Below are 20,094 nucleotides of genomic sequence, written 5' to 3' on the forward strand. Positions count from 1 at the left end.
CATTATTGCCAGCGAGAAATCTCAATCACCTCGCCACCCGGCGGAATATCTTCATCGTCATGCGTGACCAGCACCACCGGGATATTGCGTGCGCGCAGGGCATCAAACACCCATGTCCGAAAGGACGACCGCAGTGATTTATCAAGGCGGCTAAACGGTTCGTCCAGCAACAATGCCTGCGGCTCGGCAAGCAGAGCCCGCAGCAGGCTCACCCTGGCACGCTCCCCGCCGGATAGCGTGGCCGGATCGCTGGCATAGTGGCGATTTAGCCCGGCTGAATCCAGGGCCTGTTGCACCTTTTCCCGGCGTGCGCGTCCGGTTATTCGCGCCGGTAACGCCAGCAGCAGATTTTGCCCGACGCTGTACTGGTCAAACAGCAGTGCGTCCTGAAAGAGAATCCCGATCCCGCGTTGCTCGACAGGCAGCCCGTCACAGCGGCGATCGTCAAGCCACAGCTCGCCCTGCGCCTGAAAGTCGTCAGACAGTGCCCCAACCATCCATGAGAACAGGGTCGATTTCCCGCTGCCGGACGGCCCCATCAGGGTGACAATTTCACCGCGAGGAACAGAAAAGTTAACCTCACGGAACAGCGGCGCAATGGTGAGATTGTTGACCTTCAGCATTAACGTAATCCTCGTCGATAATGGCCTGCGAGCCGGGATAACAGTGCGGCAACGCCGAAGACGGCCCCTGTCACCAGCAGAAGCCACAGCGCCCGGTTAGCCAGAATCGGGATGCTGCCGCCACTGCTGAGCGCCACGGTTTCGGTGGTAAGGGTGCTGAAACGCCCCGCGCCGAGCCAGAGTGTTGGCATGTATTGCGCCATGCTGACCGAAAATCCGGTTGCAAACGCCAGCAGCGCGGGGCGCAACAGCAGGGGACATTTGATCAGGCAGAAGACTTTTGTCCGCCGCCAGCCAAGCGTTCTGGCCGTGAGGAGAAGCCGCGGATCGATGCGCCGCCAGGCGGGTTGCAGTATCAGCAGCATCCACGGCAACACCCACAGCAGATGACTCCAGAGCACGGCGGCGTACTGCCCGTCGATACCCAGCCATAACGCCACCCTGTATTGCCCGGAAACCAGCGGCAGCGCAGGAAGGGCGAGAGGGAGCCAGACCCACAGCGCACCACGCCGCGGCCCCCATTCCAGCCAGAGCAGTATCATGATCAGGGCGATCAGGCTGGCGAGCAGGCCGAACGATAAGCTGGCACGCACGGCGCTAACATCATCCCACTGGGCCAGCATCAGCAGCACTCCGGCGCAAAGCATGCCGCATGCGGGGAGGATTCCGCTGAGCATACGGGCGGGCGGCGCGGGGGGGAACGTGCGTCGCACCCCTGTCAGCGCGGGCAGCGTGCGACGCCACGCTTTCCAGATGCCGAACCCCAGCGCCGAAAGCACGGCCAGCAGCGCGAGCATCAGCAGGCAGAGCAGCATTCCTTTCGTTTGCTGCTGCACGTCGCCCTGGGTCAGCCACTGCCAGGCCAGTACCGCCAGGGTAGGCGGATTCCCCGGCCCCAGGATAATGGCGACATCCACAACAGAGAGGGACCAGGCGAGCACCGCCAGCATTGTGGCACCCAGCGCCGGCGCGATCTCCGGGATCACCAGCCAGCACAGTCGCTGGAACCGCCCGTATCCCAGGGTTTGCAACACGACATTCTGGCGACCCAGCTGGGTTTCAGGTAACACCGCGTATATCGCCCACAGCACGAAGGCGCTCTCCTTGACGGCGAGAGTCAGCCCCAGCCCAATCCCGTAGCGATCCAACATCGGAGAGCAGCGTGTACAGAGCTGATAAAACAGACCGCCTTCGGCAAAAGTCAGCAACACGCTGGTGGCGAAAGCAACGTGCGGAACGGCCAGCAGCCACGGCAAACGGGTGCACAGACGACGCCAGCGCTCACCGGGCCAGAGCGTGGTGACGAAAATCAGGGCGATAAACAGGGCGCCGAGAGTGGCAATCAGCGTGGATACCAGGGTGGCGGCGAGCGCCTGCGGGATCTGCGGGTCGTCAAACAGGCGTTGCCAGTTTCCTGCCGACAGCGCCGGCGTCAACAGCATGGCGGCGGCGGGAACAAGCGGCAGATACACTGCCGCCATCGCCAGCCAGATGAGTGCGCTCAGCGGGTGCCGTAACGACGCAGCCATTCCTGCTCCAGCGCGTTAACCCAGGCTGCGTGTGGCTCCGCAAGCATCCGCGGAAGCCCTTGTGGCGTGTGGGCCTGAAGCTGTTTTGCTTCATCTGCGGGCAGCGTGTTCGCCTGCAGTACGCTCGGATCGCCCCAGATAGCCGGGTCGGCTTTGCGGATTTGCGCCTGAGGTGAGAGCAGGAAATTGGCAACCACCCTGGCCCCCGCACTGGCGCTGGCGTTCGCCGGGATGGCAACAAAATGAACGTTACCGATCATCCCGTTGTGAAAACCAAAGCTGTAGCTGTCGGCAGGCAGTTCACCGCTGGCCACTTTTTGCAGCGCATGTGCCGGGTTAAAGGTCAGCGACAGGCTCAGACTGCCGCGGGCGAGCAGGGTATCCATCCGCGCAGGTGAAGGCGGGAAATCTTTTCCTTCTCGCCACAGCAGCGGGTGGAGTTTGTCGAGGTAGTCCCAGAGCGGCGCGGTAACCTGTGCAAAGGTGTCATCGGGCGTGCGTTTCAGCGCATCGGGCCGGGAGGTGAGCGTGAGAAGCAACTGTTCCAGAAACGCGGTGCCGGTAAAATCAGGCGGACGAGGATAGCTGATTTTACCCGGATGCTGCTTGGCCCAGGCCAGTAATCCCTGCGGGTCTGACGGTGGAGTCGGCATGCTCGCTTTGCGGGCGATAAAGGTGAGCTGCGCGCCACCCCACGGAGATTCTGCGCCCTCGGTTGGCAGGGCGAAATCTTCCGTGACCGGTTTGCCCGTGTCGACATAGCGCCAGTTAGGCAGCGTCTGTGCCCATCCGGTTTGCAGCAGGTTAGCCTCTTTCAGCGTGCGGAAATTCTCACCGTTAACCCACAAAAGATCCACCGAACCATGGGTCTTACGCCCGGCGGCAGCTTCTGTCTGGATCCGTTTTACCGCATCCGCCGCATCGGCCAGGTGGACAATGTTGAGGTTGATCGCGTAGTGCGTTTTCATCTCGCCGCTGACCCAGTCGAGGTAGCGGTTAACCGCCTGATCGCCTCCCCAGGCGTTAAACCAGACGGTCTGGCCTTTGGCTTGTTCTTGGATAACGTGCCAGCTGTCGGCGGCACACAGAGGGGCGGTCAGCAGCAGACCGGTCAGAAACGCGCAAAAACGCACACGGCGCATAATGCCTCACTTTTTAAACGAAGAGGGGAGTCGGGAAAACAGCCATCGGCTCATCAGCGGTAATACCCCCAGTAGTGTAAAGGCTAACAGCATGCCCGGCGACAGAATATCGCGCAGCGAGGTGATTTTTCCCAGCTCGCGGCCGGCGTTGAGGAAGATAACCGTTGCGGGCAGCATGGCGAGCTGGCTGACCCACCAGTACCGACGCACCCCAATGCGGGTCAGCCCCATCAGCAGATTGACCAGAAAAAACGGGAACAACGGCATCATGCGCAGGGCGAAAAGATACCCTGCGCCGTCACGCGCCATCCCGGCGTTCACCGTTTTCATCTGTTGGGCAAACCGTCGCTGAACCCAGTCGCGCAGCAGATAACGGCTGGCGAGCATCGCGAGCGTGGCGCCGAGCGTGGAGGCAAACGACACCAGCAGCGTCCCCTTCCACAGCGTAAACAGCGCGCCGCCCAGCAGGGTCAGTATCGCGGCACCGGGGATAGAGAGGGCGGAAACCACCACATAGAGCGCAAAAAAGATCAGCGCACTTTGCTGCGGGGCGTGTTCGACGCAGGCGAGCAAGGTCTGCTGATGCGTTTTGACGGTTTCAAGAGAGAGCGTGCCCGGAGGAAGAGTGAGCCACGTCAGCATAAAGGCGCCCAGCAGGGCGCACAGTACGACAATTTTTCGAATGTTCACACGGGGTTACAGCTTGAATTTCGCCCACACCGGCGCGTGGTCCGACGGTTTTTCCATGCTGCGGATATCGTAGTCGATCCCGGTTTCAATGCAGCGTTCCGCCAGCGGGGAGCTTGCCAGCAGCAGGTCTATGCGCAGCCCGCGGTTGTCATCAAAGCCTTTTGAGCGGTAATCGAACCATGAGAAGCGATCCTGGGTGTCCGGGTTAGCCGTGCGGAAGGTATCCACCAGACCCCAGCTCAGCAGGCGATCCATCCACTCGCGCTCTTCCGGCAGGAATGAACATTTGCCGGTGCGCAACCAGCGTTTGCGGTTCTCTTCACCAATGCCGATATCCAGATCGGTCGGGCTAATATTCATGTCGCCCATGATCAGCACCGGATTCTCTTTTTTCAGTTCGGTGGTCAGGTAATCCTGCAGATCCTGATAAAACTTCGCTTTCGCCGGGAATTTGGTCTCATGGTCACGGCTCTCCCCCTGCGGGAAATAGCCGTTGATCACGGTGATATTGCCGAGCGCTGAAGGAATTTCCGCCATGATGATCCGGCGCTGCGCTTCTTCGCCATCACCCGGGAAGCCGCGGCGGACGGAAACCGGCGTCTCTTTGGTCAGCAGGGCAACGCCGTAATGCCCTTTCTGCCCGTGATAAAAGACGTTGTAACCCAGTTTCACCACCTCTTCGAGGGGAAACATATCGTCGTGAACTTTTGTCTCCTGCAGGCCGATCACATCAGGCTGATGTTGTTCAACAATCGCTTCAAGCTGGTGAGGGCGGGCACGCAGGCCGTTGATATTAAAAGAGACAAATTTCATAGTCGCTGCCAGTGCAAGGTGAATAGTGCATGGATGGTAGCAGAATTTGCGTCGTCTGTTACGGGGATTGACCAATAACTGCGACAGATAATGCCAACGGTGCAATATTTGCACCATTCTGACGCGCTTCGCCCTTAAAAGGGGCGTAAATGGCCGATAAATTTCGCGAGCGATCACAATTCCAGAATTATATTTGGCCTCTGCATACTCTTTCTGATTTTCATGCGGCAAAGCGCCGCTTATCGTAAAAATATGCACTTTTTATGCAATAAAAGTGAATAACTCCATATTGTAACTTATTGATATTCTGTTACCTCCACCCGTTTATGCATTTTTATCGCTGGCTGGCACGAAGGCTGCAATCTACATTCACAGTGCAAACACTCAATTATTTAACATTCAAATAACCTTTTATTTACCGGATGAGGTCGCTATGTCTCTGTCAATTACGCGTGAAAATTTCGATGAATGGATGATGCCGGTTTACGCTCCGGCGGCTTTTATTCCGGTTCGTGGGGAAGGCTCGCGCCTGTGGGATCAGCAGGGTAAAGAGTATATCGACTTTGCGGGCGGGATTGCGGTTAACGCGCTGGGCCATGCACACCCGGCGCTGCGCCAGGCGTTAAACGACCAGGCGGCGAAGTTTTGGCATACCGGGAACGGCTATACCAACGAACCGGCGCTGCGTCTGGCGAAAAAACTGATCGACGCGACGTTTGCGGAGAAAGTCTTTTTCTGCAATTCGGGCGCGGAGGCAAACGAAGCGGCGCTGAAGCTGGCACGCAAATATGCGCACGATAAATTCGGTGTGCACAAGAGCGGGATTGTGGCCTTTAAGAACGCGTTCCATGGCCGCACGCTCTTTACCGTCAGCGCAGGGGGGCAGCCGTCCTACTCGCAGGACTTTGCGCCGCTGCCGCCGGATATCCGCCACGGGGTATATAACGATCTGCAGTCAGCCCGCGAGCTGATCGACGACACCACCTGCGCGGTGATCGTCGAGCCAATGCAGGGGGAAGGCGGTGTGCTGCCCGCACAGAAAGCGTTCCTGCAAGGGTTGCGCGAACTGTGCGACCGTCACAACGCGGTACTGATTTTCGACGAAGTGCAGACCGGCGTAGGCCGTACCGGTGAGCTGTATGCGTATATGCACTACGGCGTAACGCCGGACGTTCTCTCAACGGCGAAGGCGCTGGGCGGCGGCTTCCCGATTGGCGCGATGCTGACCACCGATAAATTCGCCAGCGTAATGGTCGTGGGCACGCATGGCACCACCTATGGCGGTAACCCGCTGGCAACGGCCGTGGCCGGACAGGTTCTGGATATCATCAATACCCCGGAAGTGTTGAAGGGGGTTAAACAGCGTCACGACTGGTTTGTGGAGCGTCTGAACGCCATTAACAGCAAGACCGGTCTGTTTAAAGAGATTCGCGGCCTGGGGCTGTTAATTGGCTGCGAACTGACGCCGGAGTTTGCCGGAAAAGCTAAACTTATTTCACAGGAAGCGGCGAAACAGGGCGTGATGGCGCTGATTGCCGGTGCCAACGTGGTGCGTTTTGCCCCTGCGCTGATTGTCAGCGAGGAAGAGGTGAGCACCGGTTTAGACCGTTTTGCGCTGGCCTGTGAACGTGTGAAATCCGGGGTGTCATCATGATGGTCATCCGTCCCGTTGAGCGCGGCGATCTCGCCGGGCTCATGCAGCTTGCCGGTAAGACGGGGGGCGGGCTGACCTCGCTTCCTGCCGATGAAAAAACGCTGTCGGCGCGCATTGAGCGCGCCCTGCAAACCTGGCAGGGGACGTTGCCAAAAAGCGAACAGGGCTATGTGTTCGTGCTGGAAGATACCGACACGGGGACCGTAGCCGGGATCTGCGCCATCGAAGTGGCCGTTGGCCTTAATGACCCGTGGTACAACTACCGCGTGGGCACCATGGTTCATGCCTCAAAAGAGCTGAACGTCTATAACGCGCTGCCGACGCTGTTTCTCTGTAATGACCACACCGGTGCCAGCGAGCTTTGCACGCTGTTCCTTGATCCGGCGTGGCGTAAAGAGGGCAACGGGTATCTGCTCTCCAAATCGCGCTTTATGTTTATGGCCGCTTTCCGCGATCGTTTTAACGAAAAGGTGGTGGCTGAAATGCGCGGTGTGATCGACGATAAAGGTTATTCGCCGTTCTGGGAGAGCCTGGGCGAGCGTTTCTTCTCGATGGAGTTCAGCCGGGCAGACTATCTGTGCGGCACCGGACAGAAAGCGTTTATCGCTGAGCTGATGCCGAAACACCCTATCTATACCCATTTCTTAACCCCGGAAGCGCAGGCGGTGATTGGCGAAGTCCATCCGCAAACGGCGCCTGCCCGCGCGGTGCTGGAGAAAGAAGGCTTCCGCTACCGTAATTATGTCGACATCTTTGACGGCGGGCCGACGCTGGAGTGCGACATCGACCGCGTGCGCGCGATCCGTAAAAGCCGACTGGTTGACGTCTCTGAAGGTCAGCCCGCGCCGGGTGACTGGCCGGCGTGCCTGGTGGCGAACGAAAATTACACCAACTTCCGCGCCATGCTGGTGCGTACCAACCCGAAATGTGAACGTCTGGTGCTGACGGCTGCAGAACTGGATGCCCTGAAATGTAATGCCGGCGATACGGTTCGCCTGGTGCGACTCTGCCCTGAGGAGAAAACAGCATGACTTTATGGATCAACGGAGACTGGGTAACGGGCGAAGGCGAACAGCGAGTGAAGACCAATCCGGTCGGCAACGAGGTGCTCTGGAAAGGTAATGATGCCAGCGCCGGGCAGGTTGAACAGGCCTGCCACGCCGCGCGCCGCGCGTTTCCGGCGTGGGCGAAACAGCCGTTCACCGTGCGCCAGGGGATTGTCGAAAAGTTTGCCTCTCTGCTGGAAGCGAATAAAACCGAGCTGACCCGCACGATCGCCCTGGAGACCAGCAAGCCACGCTGGGAAGCGGCGACTGAAGTGACGGCGATGATCAACAAAATCGCCATCTCGGTAAAGGCGTACCATACCCGCACCGGCGAGCAGCATACCGAAATGGCTGACGGCGCGGCCACGCTGCGCCATCGCCCCCATGGCGTACTGGCGGTGTTTGGCCCCTACAACTTCCCGGGGCATCTGCCAAACGGGCATATTGTGCCCGCACTGCTGGCGGGAAATAGCGTCATTTTCAAACCGAGTGAATTAACGCCGCTGACCGGTGAGGTGGTGGTGAAGCTCTGGGAGCAGGCGGGTTTGCCGCCGGGCGTGCTGAACCTGGTGCAGGGCGGGCGTGAAACCGGCCAGGCGCTGAGCGCGTTAAGTGATATTGATGGCCTGCTGTTTACCGGCAGCGCCGGGACGGGCTATCAGCTGCATCGCCAGCTGGCCGGGCAGCCGGAAAAAATTCTGGCGCTGGAGATGGGCGGAAACAACCCGCTCATTGTGGAAGATCCTGATGATATGGACGCGGCAGTCCACCTGACCATCCAGTCGGCCTTTATTACTGCCGGTCAGCGCTGCACCTGCGCGCGTCGTCTGCTGGTGAAGCGCGGGGCGCAGGGCGATGCGTTCCTCAGGCGTCTGGTAGAGGTGAGCGCGCGTCTGGTGCCTGCGACGTGGGATGCCGACCCGCAGCCGTTTATCGGCGGGCTGATCTCCGAACAGGCGGCGCTAAACGTTCTGAAAGCCTGGCAGGACCATGTCTCACGCGGCGCGAAAACCTTGCTGGAGCCGAAGCAGGTTCAGCCGGGCACGTCGTTGCTGACGCCAGGCATTGTTGAGATGAGCGGGGCGCGCAACGTGCCGGATGAAGAGGTCTTTGGCCCCCTGCTGTGCGTCTGGCGCTATGACGATTTTGACAGTGCCATTGCGATGGCCAACAACACCCGCTACGGCCTGTCGAGCGGTCTGATTTCACCGCAGCGCGAGAAGTTTGATCAGCTGCTGCTCGAAGCGCGCGCCGGGATTGTTAACTGGAACAAACCGCTGACCGGTGCCGCGAGTACCGCCCCGTTTGGCGGCGTAGGGGCTTCCGGGAACCATCGCGCCAGCGCGTGGTATGCAGCGGATTACTGTGCGTGGCCGATGGCGAGCCTGGAAACAGCTGCGCTGACGTTGCCGGACACGCTGAGCCCGGGTCTGGACTTTAGTCAGGGAGAACGCCATGAAAGCGCGTGAAGTGAATTTTGACGGACTGGTGGGGCTGACGCATCACTATGCCGGGCTCTCCTTTGGTAATGAAGCCTCGACGAAGCATCGTTTTCAGGTTTCCAACCCGAAACTGGCGGCAAAGCAGGGGCTGCTGAAAATGAAGGCGTTATCGGACGCGGGTTTTCCGCAGGCGGTGATCCCGCCGCAGGAGCGTCCAAACGTGGCGGTGTTACGCCAGCTTGGTTTTAGCGGTACGGATGAGCAGGTGGTCGAAAAAGCGGGAACGCAGACGCCACACCTGCTCTCGGCGGCGAGTTCTGCCTCCTCAATGTGGGTGGCCAACGCAGCGACCGTCGCACCCTCTGCCGATACGCTGGATGGCAAGGTCCATTTGACGGTGGCGAACCTGAACAACAAATTCCACCGCGCCACCGAAGCGGAGACCACGGAGCGCGTGCTGCGCGCCATATTCCATAATGACGCCCATTTTGCTGTCCATCCGGCTCTGCCGCAGGTGGCGATGTTTGGTGATGAAGGTGCTGCCAACCATAACCGCCTGGGCGGCGATTACGGTGAACCGGGGTTACAGCTGTTTATTTACGGGCGGGAAGAGGGCGGCCATTCTGCGCCCACCCGCTACCCGGCCCGACAGACGCTGGCGGCAAGCCAGGCCGTGGCGCGTCTGAATCAGGTCAATCCGTCACAGGTGATTTTTGCCCAGCAGAACCCGCATGTGATCGACCAGGGCGTGTTCCATAACGACGTGATTGCCGTCTCTAACCGTCAGGTTCTGTTCTGCCACGAGCAGGCGTTCGCCCATCAGGAGAAACTCCTCGCCACGCTGCATGAACGCGTGCCCGGCTTTATGCCGATTCAGGTACCGACCCAGGCGGTGAGCGTGCAGGATGCGGTTGAGACCTATCTCTTTAACAGCCAGCTGTTGAGCCGGGACGATGGCAGCATGATGCTGGTGTTGCCGCAAGAGTCCAGGGATCACCAGGGCGTGTGGCGTTATCTGACGGAACTGGTGAAAGCCGACAACCCGATTGCGGAGCTGCGCGTCTTTGATCTGCGCGAGAGCATGGCGAACGGGGGCGGTCCGGCCTGTTTACGTCTGCGCGTGGTACTTACGCCCAATGAAATGCAGGCCGTTAACCCGGCAGTGATGATGAATGAGACACTATTTAACACCCTGAACGACTGGGTGGACCGCTACTATCGCGACCGGTTAACGCAGGCCGATCTGGTTGACCCGCAGCTGCTGCGCGAAGGCCGTGAGGCGCTGGACGCGTTAACCTCAATCCTGCAGCTGGGCCCGGTTTACCCGTTCCAGCGCTAAAGGAGAGGCTATGGAGAATTTACTGGCGCTGACGCTGGCAGACGAAACGCCAGAGCAGAGTGAGGGGGACGGCCCCTCATTCCACTGGCAATGGCTGGGACGCGGCGTGCTTGAGCTGACGCCGACCGCGAAGAGTGAACAGTCGCTTGTGCTTTCAACCGGCATTCACGGCAATGAAACGGCACCCGTGGAAATTGTCGACCTGCTGCTGCGCGCATTGTATCGCGGGGAGATTGCGCTGCACTGCCGCCTGCTGGTGGTTCTGGGGAACCCGACTGCGCTGGCGCAAAACAAACGCTATCTGGTGAGCGATATTAACCGCATGTTCGGTGGCCGCTGGTCGCAATTCCCGCCGAGTGATGAAACGGCACGGGCTCAGTGGCTGGAGCAGATCGTCACTCACTTTTTCACCGACGCGGGACCATCGCGTTGGCATCTCGATCTGCATACGGCGATCCGTGCCTCGTATCACGTGCGCTTTGGCGTGCTGCCGCAGCGGAATCAGCCCTGGGATGAAGACTTTCTGCGCTGGCTGGGGGATGCGGGGCTGGAAGCGCTGGTCTTTCACCAGTCGCCGGGGGGCACCTTTACCCACTTCACCTGTGAACGCTTCGGTGCGCTGGCCTGCACGCTGGAGCTGGGAAAAGCGCTGCCGTTTGGGCAAAACGATCTCACGCGCTTTGCCCCGACGCATCTTGCGCTGCGGGCGCTGCTGGGCGGTACCGTGCCGGAGCATACCAGCCAGCCCGTCGAGCGTTATCGGGTAGTGCAGCAGATCACCCGCCGCAGCGAAGCTTTCCAGCTTCACATGCCGGCCCACACGCTCAATTTTACGCCGTTTCGCAAAGGGGTATTACTGGCGGAGGATGGTGACGAGCGCTATGAGGTGCAGAAAACAACCGAGTATGTGCTGTTCCCCAACCCGTCGGTGGCCTTTGGTCTGCGTGCCGGGCTGATGCTGGAGAAAGTGTCCTGATCGTTTCCCCTCCTGTCTGCAGGAGGGGAAATTTAAAACTATTTTCTTAGCGATTAAGGCGATCGCATTTTCTTTGCGGAATATTCCTGGATTATTGCTTTATTATTAATCGGTAGTTGGTTATACTTCTGCACAATCTTTTGATAATCAGTCTGTTGCATATTTTTGTTGCAACTCTCCACGCTTTATCCTTATTTCCTCCATATTTGGCGAAAATTTGTTTTTTACACTTTCATTGTTTTACCGTTGCTCTGACTAATTGACGATAAACCCCGTAAAGTTAATCTCGTCAACACGGCATAGCGCCGAAGAATAACTGAAAGTAAGGAAATAAATTATGCGTAAGTTTACTGCACTGTTTGTTGCTTCTACCCTGGCTCTGGGCGCTACCAGCATGGCGTTCGCCGCAGATACCGCAACCACCACTGCCGCGCCTGCTGAAGGCAAAATGATGATGCATCACAAAGGCAAGCCGGGTATGCACGAGATGATGATGTTCAAAGATCTGAACCTGACGGATGCGCAGAAACAGCAGATCCGCGACATCATGAAAAGCCAGCGTGACCAGATGAAACGTCCTCCGCTGGAAGAGCGCCGCGCGATGCATGACATTATCGCCAGCGACAGCTTCGATAAGGCAAAAGCCGAAGCGCAGATCGACAAAATGGCTGAGCAGCATAAAGCCCGCATGCTGGCTCATATGGAAACCCAGAACAAGATCTACAACATTCTGACGCCGGAACAGAAAAAACAATTTAATGCCAATTTTGAGAAGCGTCTGACAGAACGTCCGGCAATGGAAGGTAAAATGCCAGCACCAACCGAATAAACGGTTCACTCTCTTAAGACCGCCGGGATCCTGTCTACAAAAGCGCAAATGCTGTGGACAGGACCGGCGGTTTTTTCTTTCTTACCCTCTTGTCTGCCGCAACAGGCGCGGTATTCTCCTGTCATCGCTTCAGAGAATTCATGACGTTAGATTTTTTATCAGCGTCCCGCTAAGGCTTGCCCGCTCTGCTGCCGATACTACGTCTGTAACTATTCAATCATAACAAACAAGACAGCAACGATAGCGATATCCTTGCCCTGGCGCTCGTTGCGCCATTCAGGAGTGGTGATGGAGTTCTTTGATATCCGTAAAATGCCGGTCAGTCTCTGGCGCAATGGTGCTGGTGAGACGCGCGAAATTTGTTGTTTTCCTCCCGCGACGCGCGATTTTTTCTGGCGTGCCAGCATTGCGACCATCGCCAGCAATGGCGAATTCTCCTCCTTTCCCGGTGTTGACCGGGTTATCACCCTGCTGGAAGGGGGGGAAGTGACGCTGGATGCCGGTCAGGCGTTTTGCCATACCCTGAAGCACCATCAGCCCTTTTGTTTTTCCGGCGACCAGCCGGTAAAAGCGCTGTTAAGCGACGGGCAGATGTCGATGGACTTCAACATCATGACCCGGCGGGATTGCTGCCAGGCGAAAGTGCGGGTGGCGGACCGCACCTTCACTACCTTTGGCTCACGTGGGGGGGTGGTCTTCGTCTTAAGCGGTGCGTGGCAGCTGGGGGATAAATTGCTGACGGCCGATCAGGGCGCGAGCTGGGAGGAGGGAACCCACACCCTGCGTTTGCTGGAATCGCACGGCAGGTTATTATTCAGCGAAATCAACTGGCTGCCTGGTCATTAAGCACAATAACGTCAAACTCGCCGGTCAGCACGGGCTTACAGAGAATTTTGTAGCCATCATGGTCGAAGCCGGCGGGTGTGCGTAACAGGGTGGCGGCCTCCTGCAGATTATCGACCGCCCCCAGCCAGAACCAGTTATGAACGATGTGGTACTGCGTCATCGTCTCTCCCACCTCTTTTAGCGCAACGGCCCCTTCCCACGGCCAGCACTTCACGCTGATGGCCGCCAGCCCGCCAAGAAGCCGGGCGTGATGATCCTCGACGCTCTCTTTGCCGCAGCAGGCACCCGCACAGCGTTTGAGCGCAGAGCGGAAACAGGCGCGTCCACGGGTGGTGGCCTCCAGCCCCAGCAGGCTATAGCAAAGCTGCTGCTCGTCCGCCAGCGTTTGCAGCGCCTGTAGCGCAGCACGTTTGTTGGCGAACAGGCCGTACAGATTCGGTGCGTGCGAAAAATCGACGTCGCGCGCATAGACAACCTGCGGTTTGCCCGCGGTTATCTGCAGCGAGCAGAGCTGACGATTGCGGCGCAGACGCTTATTAAACAAGGGCTGTTGCTCTTTGATCAGCCGGGCTTCCAGTAAGAGCGCTCCCATTTCCCCTGCCGTTGGATACCAGCTGATGCGTCGCGACTGGCGGAGCATGGCGGCTTCGTCCGGCGTGCGCAGATGGGACAGCACCCGGCTGCGAATATTCACGCTTTTGCCGATATAGAGCGGCAGAGTGTCGCTTTCGCCATGAAAGATGTACACGCCCGGCTGTTTAGGTAATTCCTCAAGCCAGGGGCGGAGATGTTCGGGATATTCATAGATAGCCGCCGCTTCAAACTCCAGACGCGGGGCAGATTGACGCCTGCTCACATACGACTCCATATACTGTTCAGGTATACAGTGTAGCAGGAGTGGGGTGGTTAAAAAAGAGCCGGGTCGCCTGATGCTCTCACCCCAACCCTCTCCCACGGGAGAGGGCGCAAACATTAAAAACGGTAACCTGGGTTACCGTTTTGCTTTTATTTCTTCCAGAAATCGTCAAACACGGTAATGGGTGGGCGGCGTTTGTGCTCGGTTTTCAGATACCAGCCTTCGATAATCTTCGCGATACTCTCGTCCAGTTTCTTGCCTTCCAGATAATCATCGATGTTGTCATAGGTCACACCGAGCGCCGCTTCATCCGGCAGGGAAGGGCGATCGTCTTCCAGATCCGCCGTTGGCGCTTTCTTGTATAAATGCTCCGGGCAGCCCAGCGCAGCCAGCAGTTGTTTACCCTGACGCTTGTTCAAACGGAAGATAGGGTTAATGTCGGTGCCCCCGTCGCCATATTTGGTGAAGAAACCGGTGATGGCTTCTGCCGCGTGATCGGTCCCGACAACCACGCCTTTGGTCATGCCTGCAATGCTGTACTGCGCTTTCATACGTTCGCGCGCTTTTTCATTGCCGCGCACAAAATCGCTCAGCTCAATGCCCGCTTCACGCAGCGCCTGTTCACTCGCCAGCACCGATCCTTTGATATTGACCGTCAGTACGCGGTCTGGCTGGATAAAGGCGATGGCATCCTGACAATCCTGTTCGTCTGCCTGCACGCCATACGGAAGACGCACGGCGATAAACTGCAGCGCTTCATCTCCCGTCTCTTCGCGCAGCTCTGAAATGGCCATCTGGCAGAGTTTGCCGGTCAGCGTCGAGTCCTGCCCGCCGCTGATGCCCAGTACCAGCGTTTTCAGAAACGAGTTCGTTTTTAAATAGGATTTTAAAAAATCAACGCTTCGGCGGATCTCTTCATTTGCATCTACCGCAGGCTTCGCGCCCAGCGCCTGAATAATCTCGTGTTGCAGAGCCATCACGCCCTCCATATGCAGACCATAAACAGAATGTGTTAACTGTTAAAACTAACCCTTCAGGCGTAAAACGACAAGGATCACAGTTTCGAGTGCGCTATTTTGCGGCGTTTTAGCAGCTTATCGTTGTTTTATTAGAATTTTCCGAAATTCGTCTGGCGTAACTCGCAAAGTTGAACAATAGTACTTTTTATCCCATGCTTAGATAACACGCTGATAAACAAGAGGACGGAATATGAACAAGAACGTAGCAGGAATTCTTAGCGCAGCGGCGGTACTGACTATGCTGGCAGGGTGTACGGCTTACGATCGCACCAAAGATCAGTTTACACAGCCGGTAGTGAAAGATGTCAAAAAAGGCATGACCCGTTCGCAGGTGGCTGCGATTGCCGGTAAGCCTTCGTCAGAAGTGACCATGATCCACGCGCGTGGTACCTGCCAGACCTATATCCTGGGTCAACGTGATGGTAAGGCAGAAACCTACTTTGTTGCTCTGGATGACACCGGTCACGTCATCAATTCCGGTTACCAGACCTGTGCAGAATACGATACCGATCCGCAGGCACCTAAGGCGCAGTAACCCTGCTTGCCTGAGGATGTTAACAAGCCGGCCTTTGGGCCGGTTTTTTTATGCATACGTAAATCTTATTTCTTTGCGCGAATTATTTGCCTGAAATGTGAAGGTAGTCAACAAGCCAGGTCAATGAGAGACAATTTAGGCCTGTGCAGAATTATCCCCCCTCTGTACCATTACGTATACTCACTCCAACGATAAACAACAGTCAGCACATTACCTGTCAGCCAGGAGAGCGAGTCGAGTGATAGCGAGACGGCAGGTAGTCATAAAAGAGGGAAATCATGATGGAAAAGAAACATATCTACCTGTTCTGCTCTGCAGGCATGTCAACGTCACTGCTGGTGTCGAAGATGCGTGCGCAGGCCGAAAAGTATGAAGTGCCGGTGGTGATCGAAGCGTTCCCGGAAACGCTGGCGGGTGAAAAAGGCCAGACCGCAGATGTTATTTTACTGGGGCCGCAGATCGCTTACATGTTGCCAGAAATTCAACGTCTGTTACCGAATAAACCGGTCGAGGTAATCGATTCAGGGCTGTACGGTAAGATTGATGGTTTAGGTGTACTGAAAGCTGCTGTGGCAGCAATTAAAAAAGCTGCTAATTAATTTTTATTTTTCCCGTCAAAGAGTTATTTCACACACAATACGCCGCGACATACGTTGCGGCATTTAAGGGTATTTTCCTATGAGTAAAGTCATCGCTTCACTTGAAAAGGTACTCCTTCCTTTTGCTGTTAAAATAGGAAAGCAGCCTCACGTTAACGCCATCAAAAACGGCTTTATTAAATTAATGCCGTTGACGCTGGCCGGGGCAATGTTCGTTTTAATTAACAACGTTTTTCTGAGCTTTGGTGAAGGTTCCTTTTTTTATTCATTAGGAATTCGGTTAGACGCTTCAACCATTGAAACCCTTAACGGTTTTAAAGCCATCGGCGGCAACGTATATAACGGTACGTTGGGTATTATGTCGCTGATGGCGCCTTTCTTTATTGGGATGGCATTAGCCGAAGAACGTAAGGTGGATCCACTGGCCGCGGGGTTATTGTCCGTTGCCGCCTTTATGACCGTCACCCCATACAGCGTGGGTGAAGCTTATGCTGTGGGTGCCAACTGGCTGGGTGGGGCAAACATTATTTCCGGTATCGTTATCGGTCTGGTGGTTGCCGAGATGTTCACCTTTATTATCCGTCGCAACTGGGTAATTCGCCTGCCAGATAGCGTACCGGGCTCCGTTTCCCGTTCATTTTCCGCGTTGATTCCAGGCTTCATTATTCTCTCCATCATGGGGATTATTGCCTGGGCGCTCTCTCACTGGGGCACAAACTTCCACCAGATCATCATGGACTCTATCTCTACGCCGCTGGCGTCGATGGGTGGCGTGGTCGGTTGGGCGTACGTGATTTTCACCTCCCTGCTGTGGTTCTTCGGCGTACATGGTTCACTGGCACTGGCCGCGCTGGACAGCGGTATCATGACCCCATGGGCACTGGAAAACGTTGCACTTTATCAGCAGTACGGCTCCGTTGATGCGGCGCTGGCAGCCGGTAAAACCTTCCATGTGTGGGCGAAGCCGATGCTGGACTCTTATATCTTCCTGGGGGGGACCGGGGCGACGCTGGGTCTGATCATCGCGGTCTTTATTGTCTCTCGTCGCGCTGACCATCGTCAGGTTGCGAAGCTGGCGCTGCCGTCAGGCATCTTCCAGATTAACGAGCCGATTCTGTTTGGTCTGCCTATCATCATGAACCCGGTGATGTTCATTCCATTCGTCCTGATTCAGCCGCTGCTGGCGGGGATCACCCTGACGGCCTATTACCTGGGCATTATCCCGCCTGTTACCAACATTGCGCCGTGGACCATGCCGGCGGGGCTGGGAGCGTTCTTCAACACCAACGGTAGCGTCGCGGCCTTCCTGCTGGCGATATTCAACCTCGGGATTGCAACACTGCTCTACATGCCATTCGTGGCGATAGCCAACAAAGCCGCGACCGTGATTGATGAAGAAGAGAGCGAAGAGGATATCGCCCTCGCACTGAAATTCTAAATATTGCCCGGCACGGGGTAACCCGCGCCAGCGAAAAGGAGCTTAAAGATGTTAGATTTGGATAGTATCGTAGCCGAAGACGCCGTAGAGAACGATCTGGAAGAAGTGGTGATGGGGCTTATCATCAACTCCGGGCAAGCACGTAGCCTGGCGTATGCCGCCCTGAAGCAGGCCAAGCAGGGCGATTTTGCTGCCGCTAAGACCATGATGGATCAATCCCGTATCGCGCTGAATGAAGCGCACCTGGTGCAGACTAAGCTTATCGAAGGCGACCAGGGGGAAGGGAAGATGAAAGTCAGCCTGGTGCTGGTGCATGCACAGGATCACCTGATGACCTCGATGCTGGCACGCGAGCTGGTGGCAGAGTTAATTGAGCTTCACGAGAAGCTGCAGTAAGTCAGACTGAGTAGCAGGAGGTCAGCACGATGGAAATTAAAACCGCACTTGAACAGCAGCTGTTTAATGGCAAGAATTTTCACGTGGTTATTTACAACAAGACGGAGAGCGCCAGTGGTCTGCACCAGCATGACTACTACGAGTTCACGATTGTTCTGACCGGCCGCTACTATCAGGAGATTAACGGCAAGCGTGTCCTGCTGGAGCGCGGTGATTTTGTTTTCCTGCCGATGGGATCTTATCACCAGAGCTTTTACGAATTTGGTGCCACCCGTATTCTGAATGTTGGCGTCAGCAGACGTTTCTTTGAGAAACACTATCTGCCGCTGGTGCCGTTCTGCTTTGTGGCGTCACAGGTCTATCGCGTGAAAAACGAATTTATGACCTGGATCGAAACGGTGATCGCCTCGCTCAACTTCCGCGACAATGAGTTCGATGAATTTATTGAAACCGTGACGTTCTATGTGATGAACCGCCTTCGCCATCACCGTGAAGAGCAGCAGGTGAGCGACGACATTCCGCAATGGCTGCGCAGTACCGTCGAGTTGATGCACGACAAAGGGCAGTTCAGCGAGAATGCTCTGGAAAATATGGTGTCACTGTCCGGAAAATCCCAGGAATACCTGACCCGGGCGACACAGCGTTATTATCGTAAAACGCCCGTGCAAATTATTAATGAAATCCGCATTAATTTTGCCAAAAAACAGCTGGAAATTACCAACTACTCTGTCACCGATATTGCTTATGAGTCCGGTTACAGTAGCCCCAGCCTGTTTATTAAAACCTTTAAGAAATTTACCTCATTCACACCAAACAGTTACCGGAAGAATTTGACGGTAATTAATTAGTGCCTGGCGAGTGTATTCGCCACGAATATTGACTTGATTGCTTGCCCAAATAGCGGGAAGAGTCCGCTATACCTTGCAGGCGATTAACCTGATACGCTAAGGGAGATGTTATGCAAAAGAAATTAAAAGTCGTGACCATTGGCGGCGGCAGCAGCTATACCCCGGAATTACTGGAAGGTTTCCTGAAACGTTATCATGAATTACCGGTCAGTGAATTATGGCTGGTGGATGTTGAAGAAGGGCAGGAAAAGCTGAATATTATTTTTGACCTGTGCCAGCGGATGGTAGAAAAAGCCGGTGTGCCCTTAACCGTGCATAAAACCCTCGATCGTCGCCTGGCGTTGCAGGACGCTGACTTCGTCACCACTCAGCTGCGCGTGGGCCAGCTCAAAGCGCGTGAACTGGACGAACGCATTCCGCTGAGCCACGGCTATCTGGGACAGGAAACCAACGGCGCGGGCGGCCTGTTTAAAGGTTTGCGCACCATCCCGGTCATTTTCGACATCATCAAAGATGTGCAGGAGATCTGCCCGAACGCATGGGTGATTAACTTTACCAACCCAGCCGGGATGGTCACCGAGGCGGTCTATCGCCATACCAGCTTCAAGCGTTTTATCGGTGTCTGCAATATTCCGATTGGCATGAAGATGTTCATCCGCGACGTGCTGGAGCTGACCGACAATGACGATCTCTCTATCGATCTGTTCGGTCTCAACCACATGGTGTTCATCAAAGATGTGATAGTAAACGGCCAGTCTCGCTTTGCTGAACTGCTGGACGGCGTGGCTTCCGGCCGCCTGACCGCAGCATCCGTAAAAAATATCTTCGACCTGCCGTTCAGCGAAGGGCTCATCCGTTCCCTGAATCTGCTGCCGTGCTCGTATCTGCTTTACTACTTCAAGCAGAAAGAGATGCTGGCCATCGAAATGGGCGAGTACTATAAAGGCGGTGCCCGCGCTCAGGTTGTGCAGAAAGTTGAAAAGCAGCTGTTTGATTTGTATAAAGATCCGAACCTGAATGTGAAGCCGAAAGAGCTTGAACAGCGCGGTGGGGCATACTATTCCGACGCGGCGTGCGAAGTGATCAACGCCATTTACAATGACAAGCAGGCTGAGCACTACGTCAATGTGCCGCACCACGGCCATATCGACAATATCCCGGCCGACTGGGCCGTAGAGATGACCTGTATCCTGGGCCGTGAGGGGGCAAAACCGCATCCGCGTATTACCCACTTTGATGACAAAGTGATGGGGCTCATCCATACCATCAAAGGGTTTGAAGTGGCGGCCAGCAACGCTGCGCTGAGCGGTGAGTTGAATGACGTGCTGCTGGCGTTGAACCTCAGCCCGCTGGTGCATTCCGACCGCGATGCGGAAGGGCTGGCCAGCGAGATGATACTGGCGCATGAAAAATGGCTGCCAAACTTTGCCGCCACGGTTGAGAAGCTCAAGCACCAACACCGTTAAGAGGACGT

General features: G+C 56.2%; 20 protein-coding genes. 13 read left to right on the plus strand and 7 right to left on the minus strand.

Annotation, left to right across the window (positions count from 1 at the left end; translation table 11 throughout):
* Window positions 1-2: 2 nt before the first annotated feature.
* From AC2FAK_RS07145 to xthA, 5 genes are read right to left on the minus strand one after another with little or no spacing between them, the layout of a single operon-like run.
* Entirely contained in the window at window positions 3-623 is a 621-nt protein-coding gene (locus AC2FAK_RS07145; RefSeq protein ID WP_061771528.1) for an ATP-binding cassette domain-containing protein, read from the minus strand.
* The gene (locus AC2FAK_RS07150; RefSeq protein ID WP_058681915.1) at window positions 623-2,152 is read right to left on the minus strand and encodes an ABC transporter permease family protein; all 1,530 of its coding nucleotides are present in this window, start codon (window positions 2,150-2,152) and stop codon (window positions 623-625) included. The genes AC2FAK_RS07145 and AC2FAK_RS07150 overlap by 1 nt, the downstream gene beginning before the upstream one ends.
* Window positions 2,125-3,285, minus strand: coding sequence for an ABC transporter substrate-binding protein (locus AC2FAK_RS07155; RefSeq protein ID WP_375714102.1), 1,161 nt, complete (start codon window positions 3,283-3,285; stop codon window positions 2,125-2,127). Before AC2FAK_RS07155 ends, AC2FAK_RS07150 begins: the two co-directional genes overlap by 28 nt.
* A gap of 15 nt (window positions 3,286-3,300) precedes the next feature.
* Window positions 3,301-3,984: a TVP38/TMEM64 family protein gene (locus AC2FAK_RS07160; protein WP_095454836.1), complete on the minus strand. Its 684-nt coding sequence runs from the start codon at window positions 3,982-3,984 to the stop codon at window positions 3,301-3,303.
* Window positions 3,985-3,990: 6 nt separating this feature from the next.
* Entirely contained in the window at window positions 3,991-4,797 is an 807-nt protein-coding gene (gene xthA / locus AC2FAK_RS07165) for an exodeoxyribonuclease III (protein WP_013097033.1), read from the minus strand.
* Window positions 4,798-5,230: 433 nt separating this feature from the next.
* Between xthA and astC the strand changes: the two genes are divergently transcribed.
* The 7 genes from astC to ves all read left to right on the plus strand — a co-directional run bounded on the left by astC (window position 5,231) and on the right by ves (window position 12,929).
* Window positions 5,231-6,451 (plus strand): succinylornithine/acetylornithine transaminase, encoded by a 1,221-nt coding sequence (astC, locus tag AC2FAK_RS07170; RefSeq protein ID WP_095454835.1) that lies wholly within the window; start codon window positions 5,231-5,233, stop codon window positions 6,449-6,451.
* On the plus strand, window positions 6,448-7,482 hold the full coding sequence (astA, locus tag AC2FAK_RS07175) for an arginine N-succinyltransferase (RefSeq protein ID WP_014831525.1): 1,035 nt from the start codon (window positions 6,448-6,450) through the stop codon (window positions 7,480-7,482). The genes astC and astA overlap by 4 nt, the downstream gene beginning before the upstream one ends.
* Entirely contained in the window at window positions 7,479-8,966 is a 1,488-nt protein-coding gene (astD, locus tag AC2FAK_RS07180; protein WP_095454834.1) for a succinylglutamate-semialdehyde dehydrogenase, read from the plus strand. Before astA ends, astD begins: the two co-directional genes overlap by 4 nt.
* Window positions 8,953-10,278 carry an N-succinylarginine dihydrolase gene (gene astB, locus AC2FAK_RS07185; protein WP_014831527.1) on the plus strand — a complete coding sequence of 442 codons (1,326 nt, stop codon included), beginning with the start codon at window positions 8,953-8,955 and terminating at the stop codon, window positions 10,276-10,278. The genes astD and astB overlap by 14 nt, the downstream gene beginning before the upstream one ends.
* A gap of 10 nt (window positions 10,279-10,288) precedes the next feature.
* A complete protein-coding gene (gene astE, locus AC2FAK_RS07190; protein ID WP_095454833.1) occupies window positions 10,289-11,254 on the plus strand; it encodes a succinylglutamate desuccinylase in 966 nt (321 codons plus the stop codon).
* A gap of 337 nt (window positions 11,255-11,591) precedes the next feature.
* Window positions 11,592-12,083 carry an ATP-independent periplasmic protein-refolding chaperone Spy gene (gene spy, locus AC2FAK_RS07195; RefSeq protein WP_014831529.1) on the plus strand — a complete coding sequence of 164 codons (492 nt, stop codon included), beginning with the start codon at window positions 11,592-11,594 and terminating at the stop codon, window positions 12,081-12,083.
* A 288-nt stretch (window positions 12,084-12,371) separates the two neighbouring features.
* The gene (ves, locus tag AC2FAK_RS07200) at window positions 12,372-12,929 is read left to right on the plus strand and encodes an environmental stress-induced protein Ves (protein WP_013097026.1); all 558 of its coding nucleotides are present in this window, start codon (window positions 12,372-12,374) and stop codon (window positions 12,927-12,929) included.
* Here the strand turns inward: ves and cho are convergent.
* Together cho and nadE are read right to left on the minus strand one after the other, a co-directional pair.
* Window positions 12,907-13,785, minus strand: coding sequence for an excinuclease Cho (gene cho, locus AC2FAK_RS07205; RefSeq protein ID WP_013097025.1), 879 nt, complete (start codon window positions 13,783-13,785; stop codon window positions 12,907-12,909). The two genes, ves and cho, sit on opposite strands and share 23 nt — an antisense overlap.
* Before the next feature lie 149 nt (window positions 13,786-13,934).
* A complete protein-coding gene (gene nadE / locus AC2FAK_RS07210) occupies window positions 13,935-14,762 on the minus strand; it encodes an ammonia-dependent NAD(+) synthetase (protein ID WP_013097024.1) in 828 nt (275 codons plus the stop codon).
* 232 nt (window positions 14,763-14,994) lie between these two features.
* Here nadE and osmE point away from each other — a divergent pair, with 232 nt between their 5' ends.
* The 6 genes from osmE to AC2FAK_RS07240 all read left to right on the plus strand — a co-directional run bounded on the left by osmE (window position 14,995) and on the right by AC2FAK_RS07240 (window position 20,086).
* Window positions 14,995-15,339: an osmotically-inducible lipoprotein OsmE gene (gene osmE / locus AC2FAK_RS07215; RefSeq protein ID WP_003857836.1), complete on the plus strand. Its 345-nt coding sequence runs from the start codon at window positions 14,995-14,997 to the stop codon at window positions 15,337-15,339.
* Window positions 15,340-15,620: 281 nt separating this feature from the next.
* A complete protein-coding gene (chbB, locus tag AC2FAK_RS07220) occupies window positions 15,621-15,938 on the plus strand; it encodes a PTS N,N'-diacetylchitobiose transporter subunit IIB (RefSeq protein ID WP_013097023.1) in 318 nt (105 codons plus the stop codon).
* 79 nt (window positions 15,939-16,017) lie between these two features.
* Complete coding sequence (chbC, locus tag AC2FAK_RS07225; RefSeq protein ID WP_013097022.1) at window positions 16,018-17,376, plus strand: PTS N,N'-diacetylchitobiose transporter subunit IIC; 1,359 nt, start codon at window positions 16,018-16,020, stop codon at window positions 17,374-17,376.
* Window positions 17,377-17,424: 48 nt separating this feature from the next.
* Window positions 17,425-17,772 (plus strand): PTS N,N'-diacetylchitobiose transporter subunit IIA, encoded by a 348-nt coding sequence (gene chbA / locus AC2FAK_RS07230; RefSeq protein WP_013097021.1) that lies wholly within the window; start codon window positions 17,425-17,427, stop codon window positions 17,770-17,772.
* A 29-nt stretch (window positions 17,773-17,801) separates the two neighbouring features.
* Window positions 17,802-18,620, plus strand: coding sequence for a transcriptional regulator ChbR (gene chbR, locus AC2FAK_RS07235; RefSeq protein ID WP_013097020.1), 819 nt, complete (start codon window positions 17,802-17,804; stop codon window positions 18,618-18,620).
* 110 nt (window positions 18,621-18,730) lie between these two features.
* Entirely contained in the window at window positions 18,731-20,086 is a 1,356-nt protein-coding gene (locus AC2FAK_RS07240) for a 6-phospho-beta-glucosidase (RefSeq protein ID WP_095454832.1), read from the plus strand.
* The last annotated feature ends 8 nt before the right edge of the window (window positions 20,087-20,094 follow it).

It is taken from the genome of Enterobacter cloacae complex sp. 394F7 (assembly GCF_057320385.1).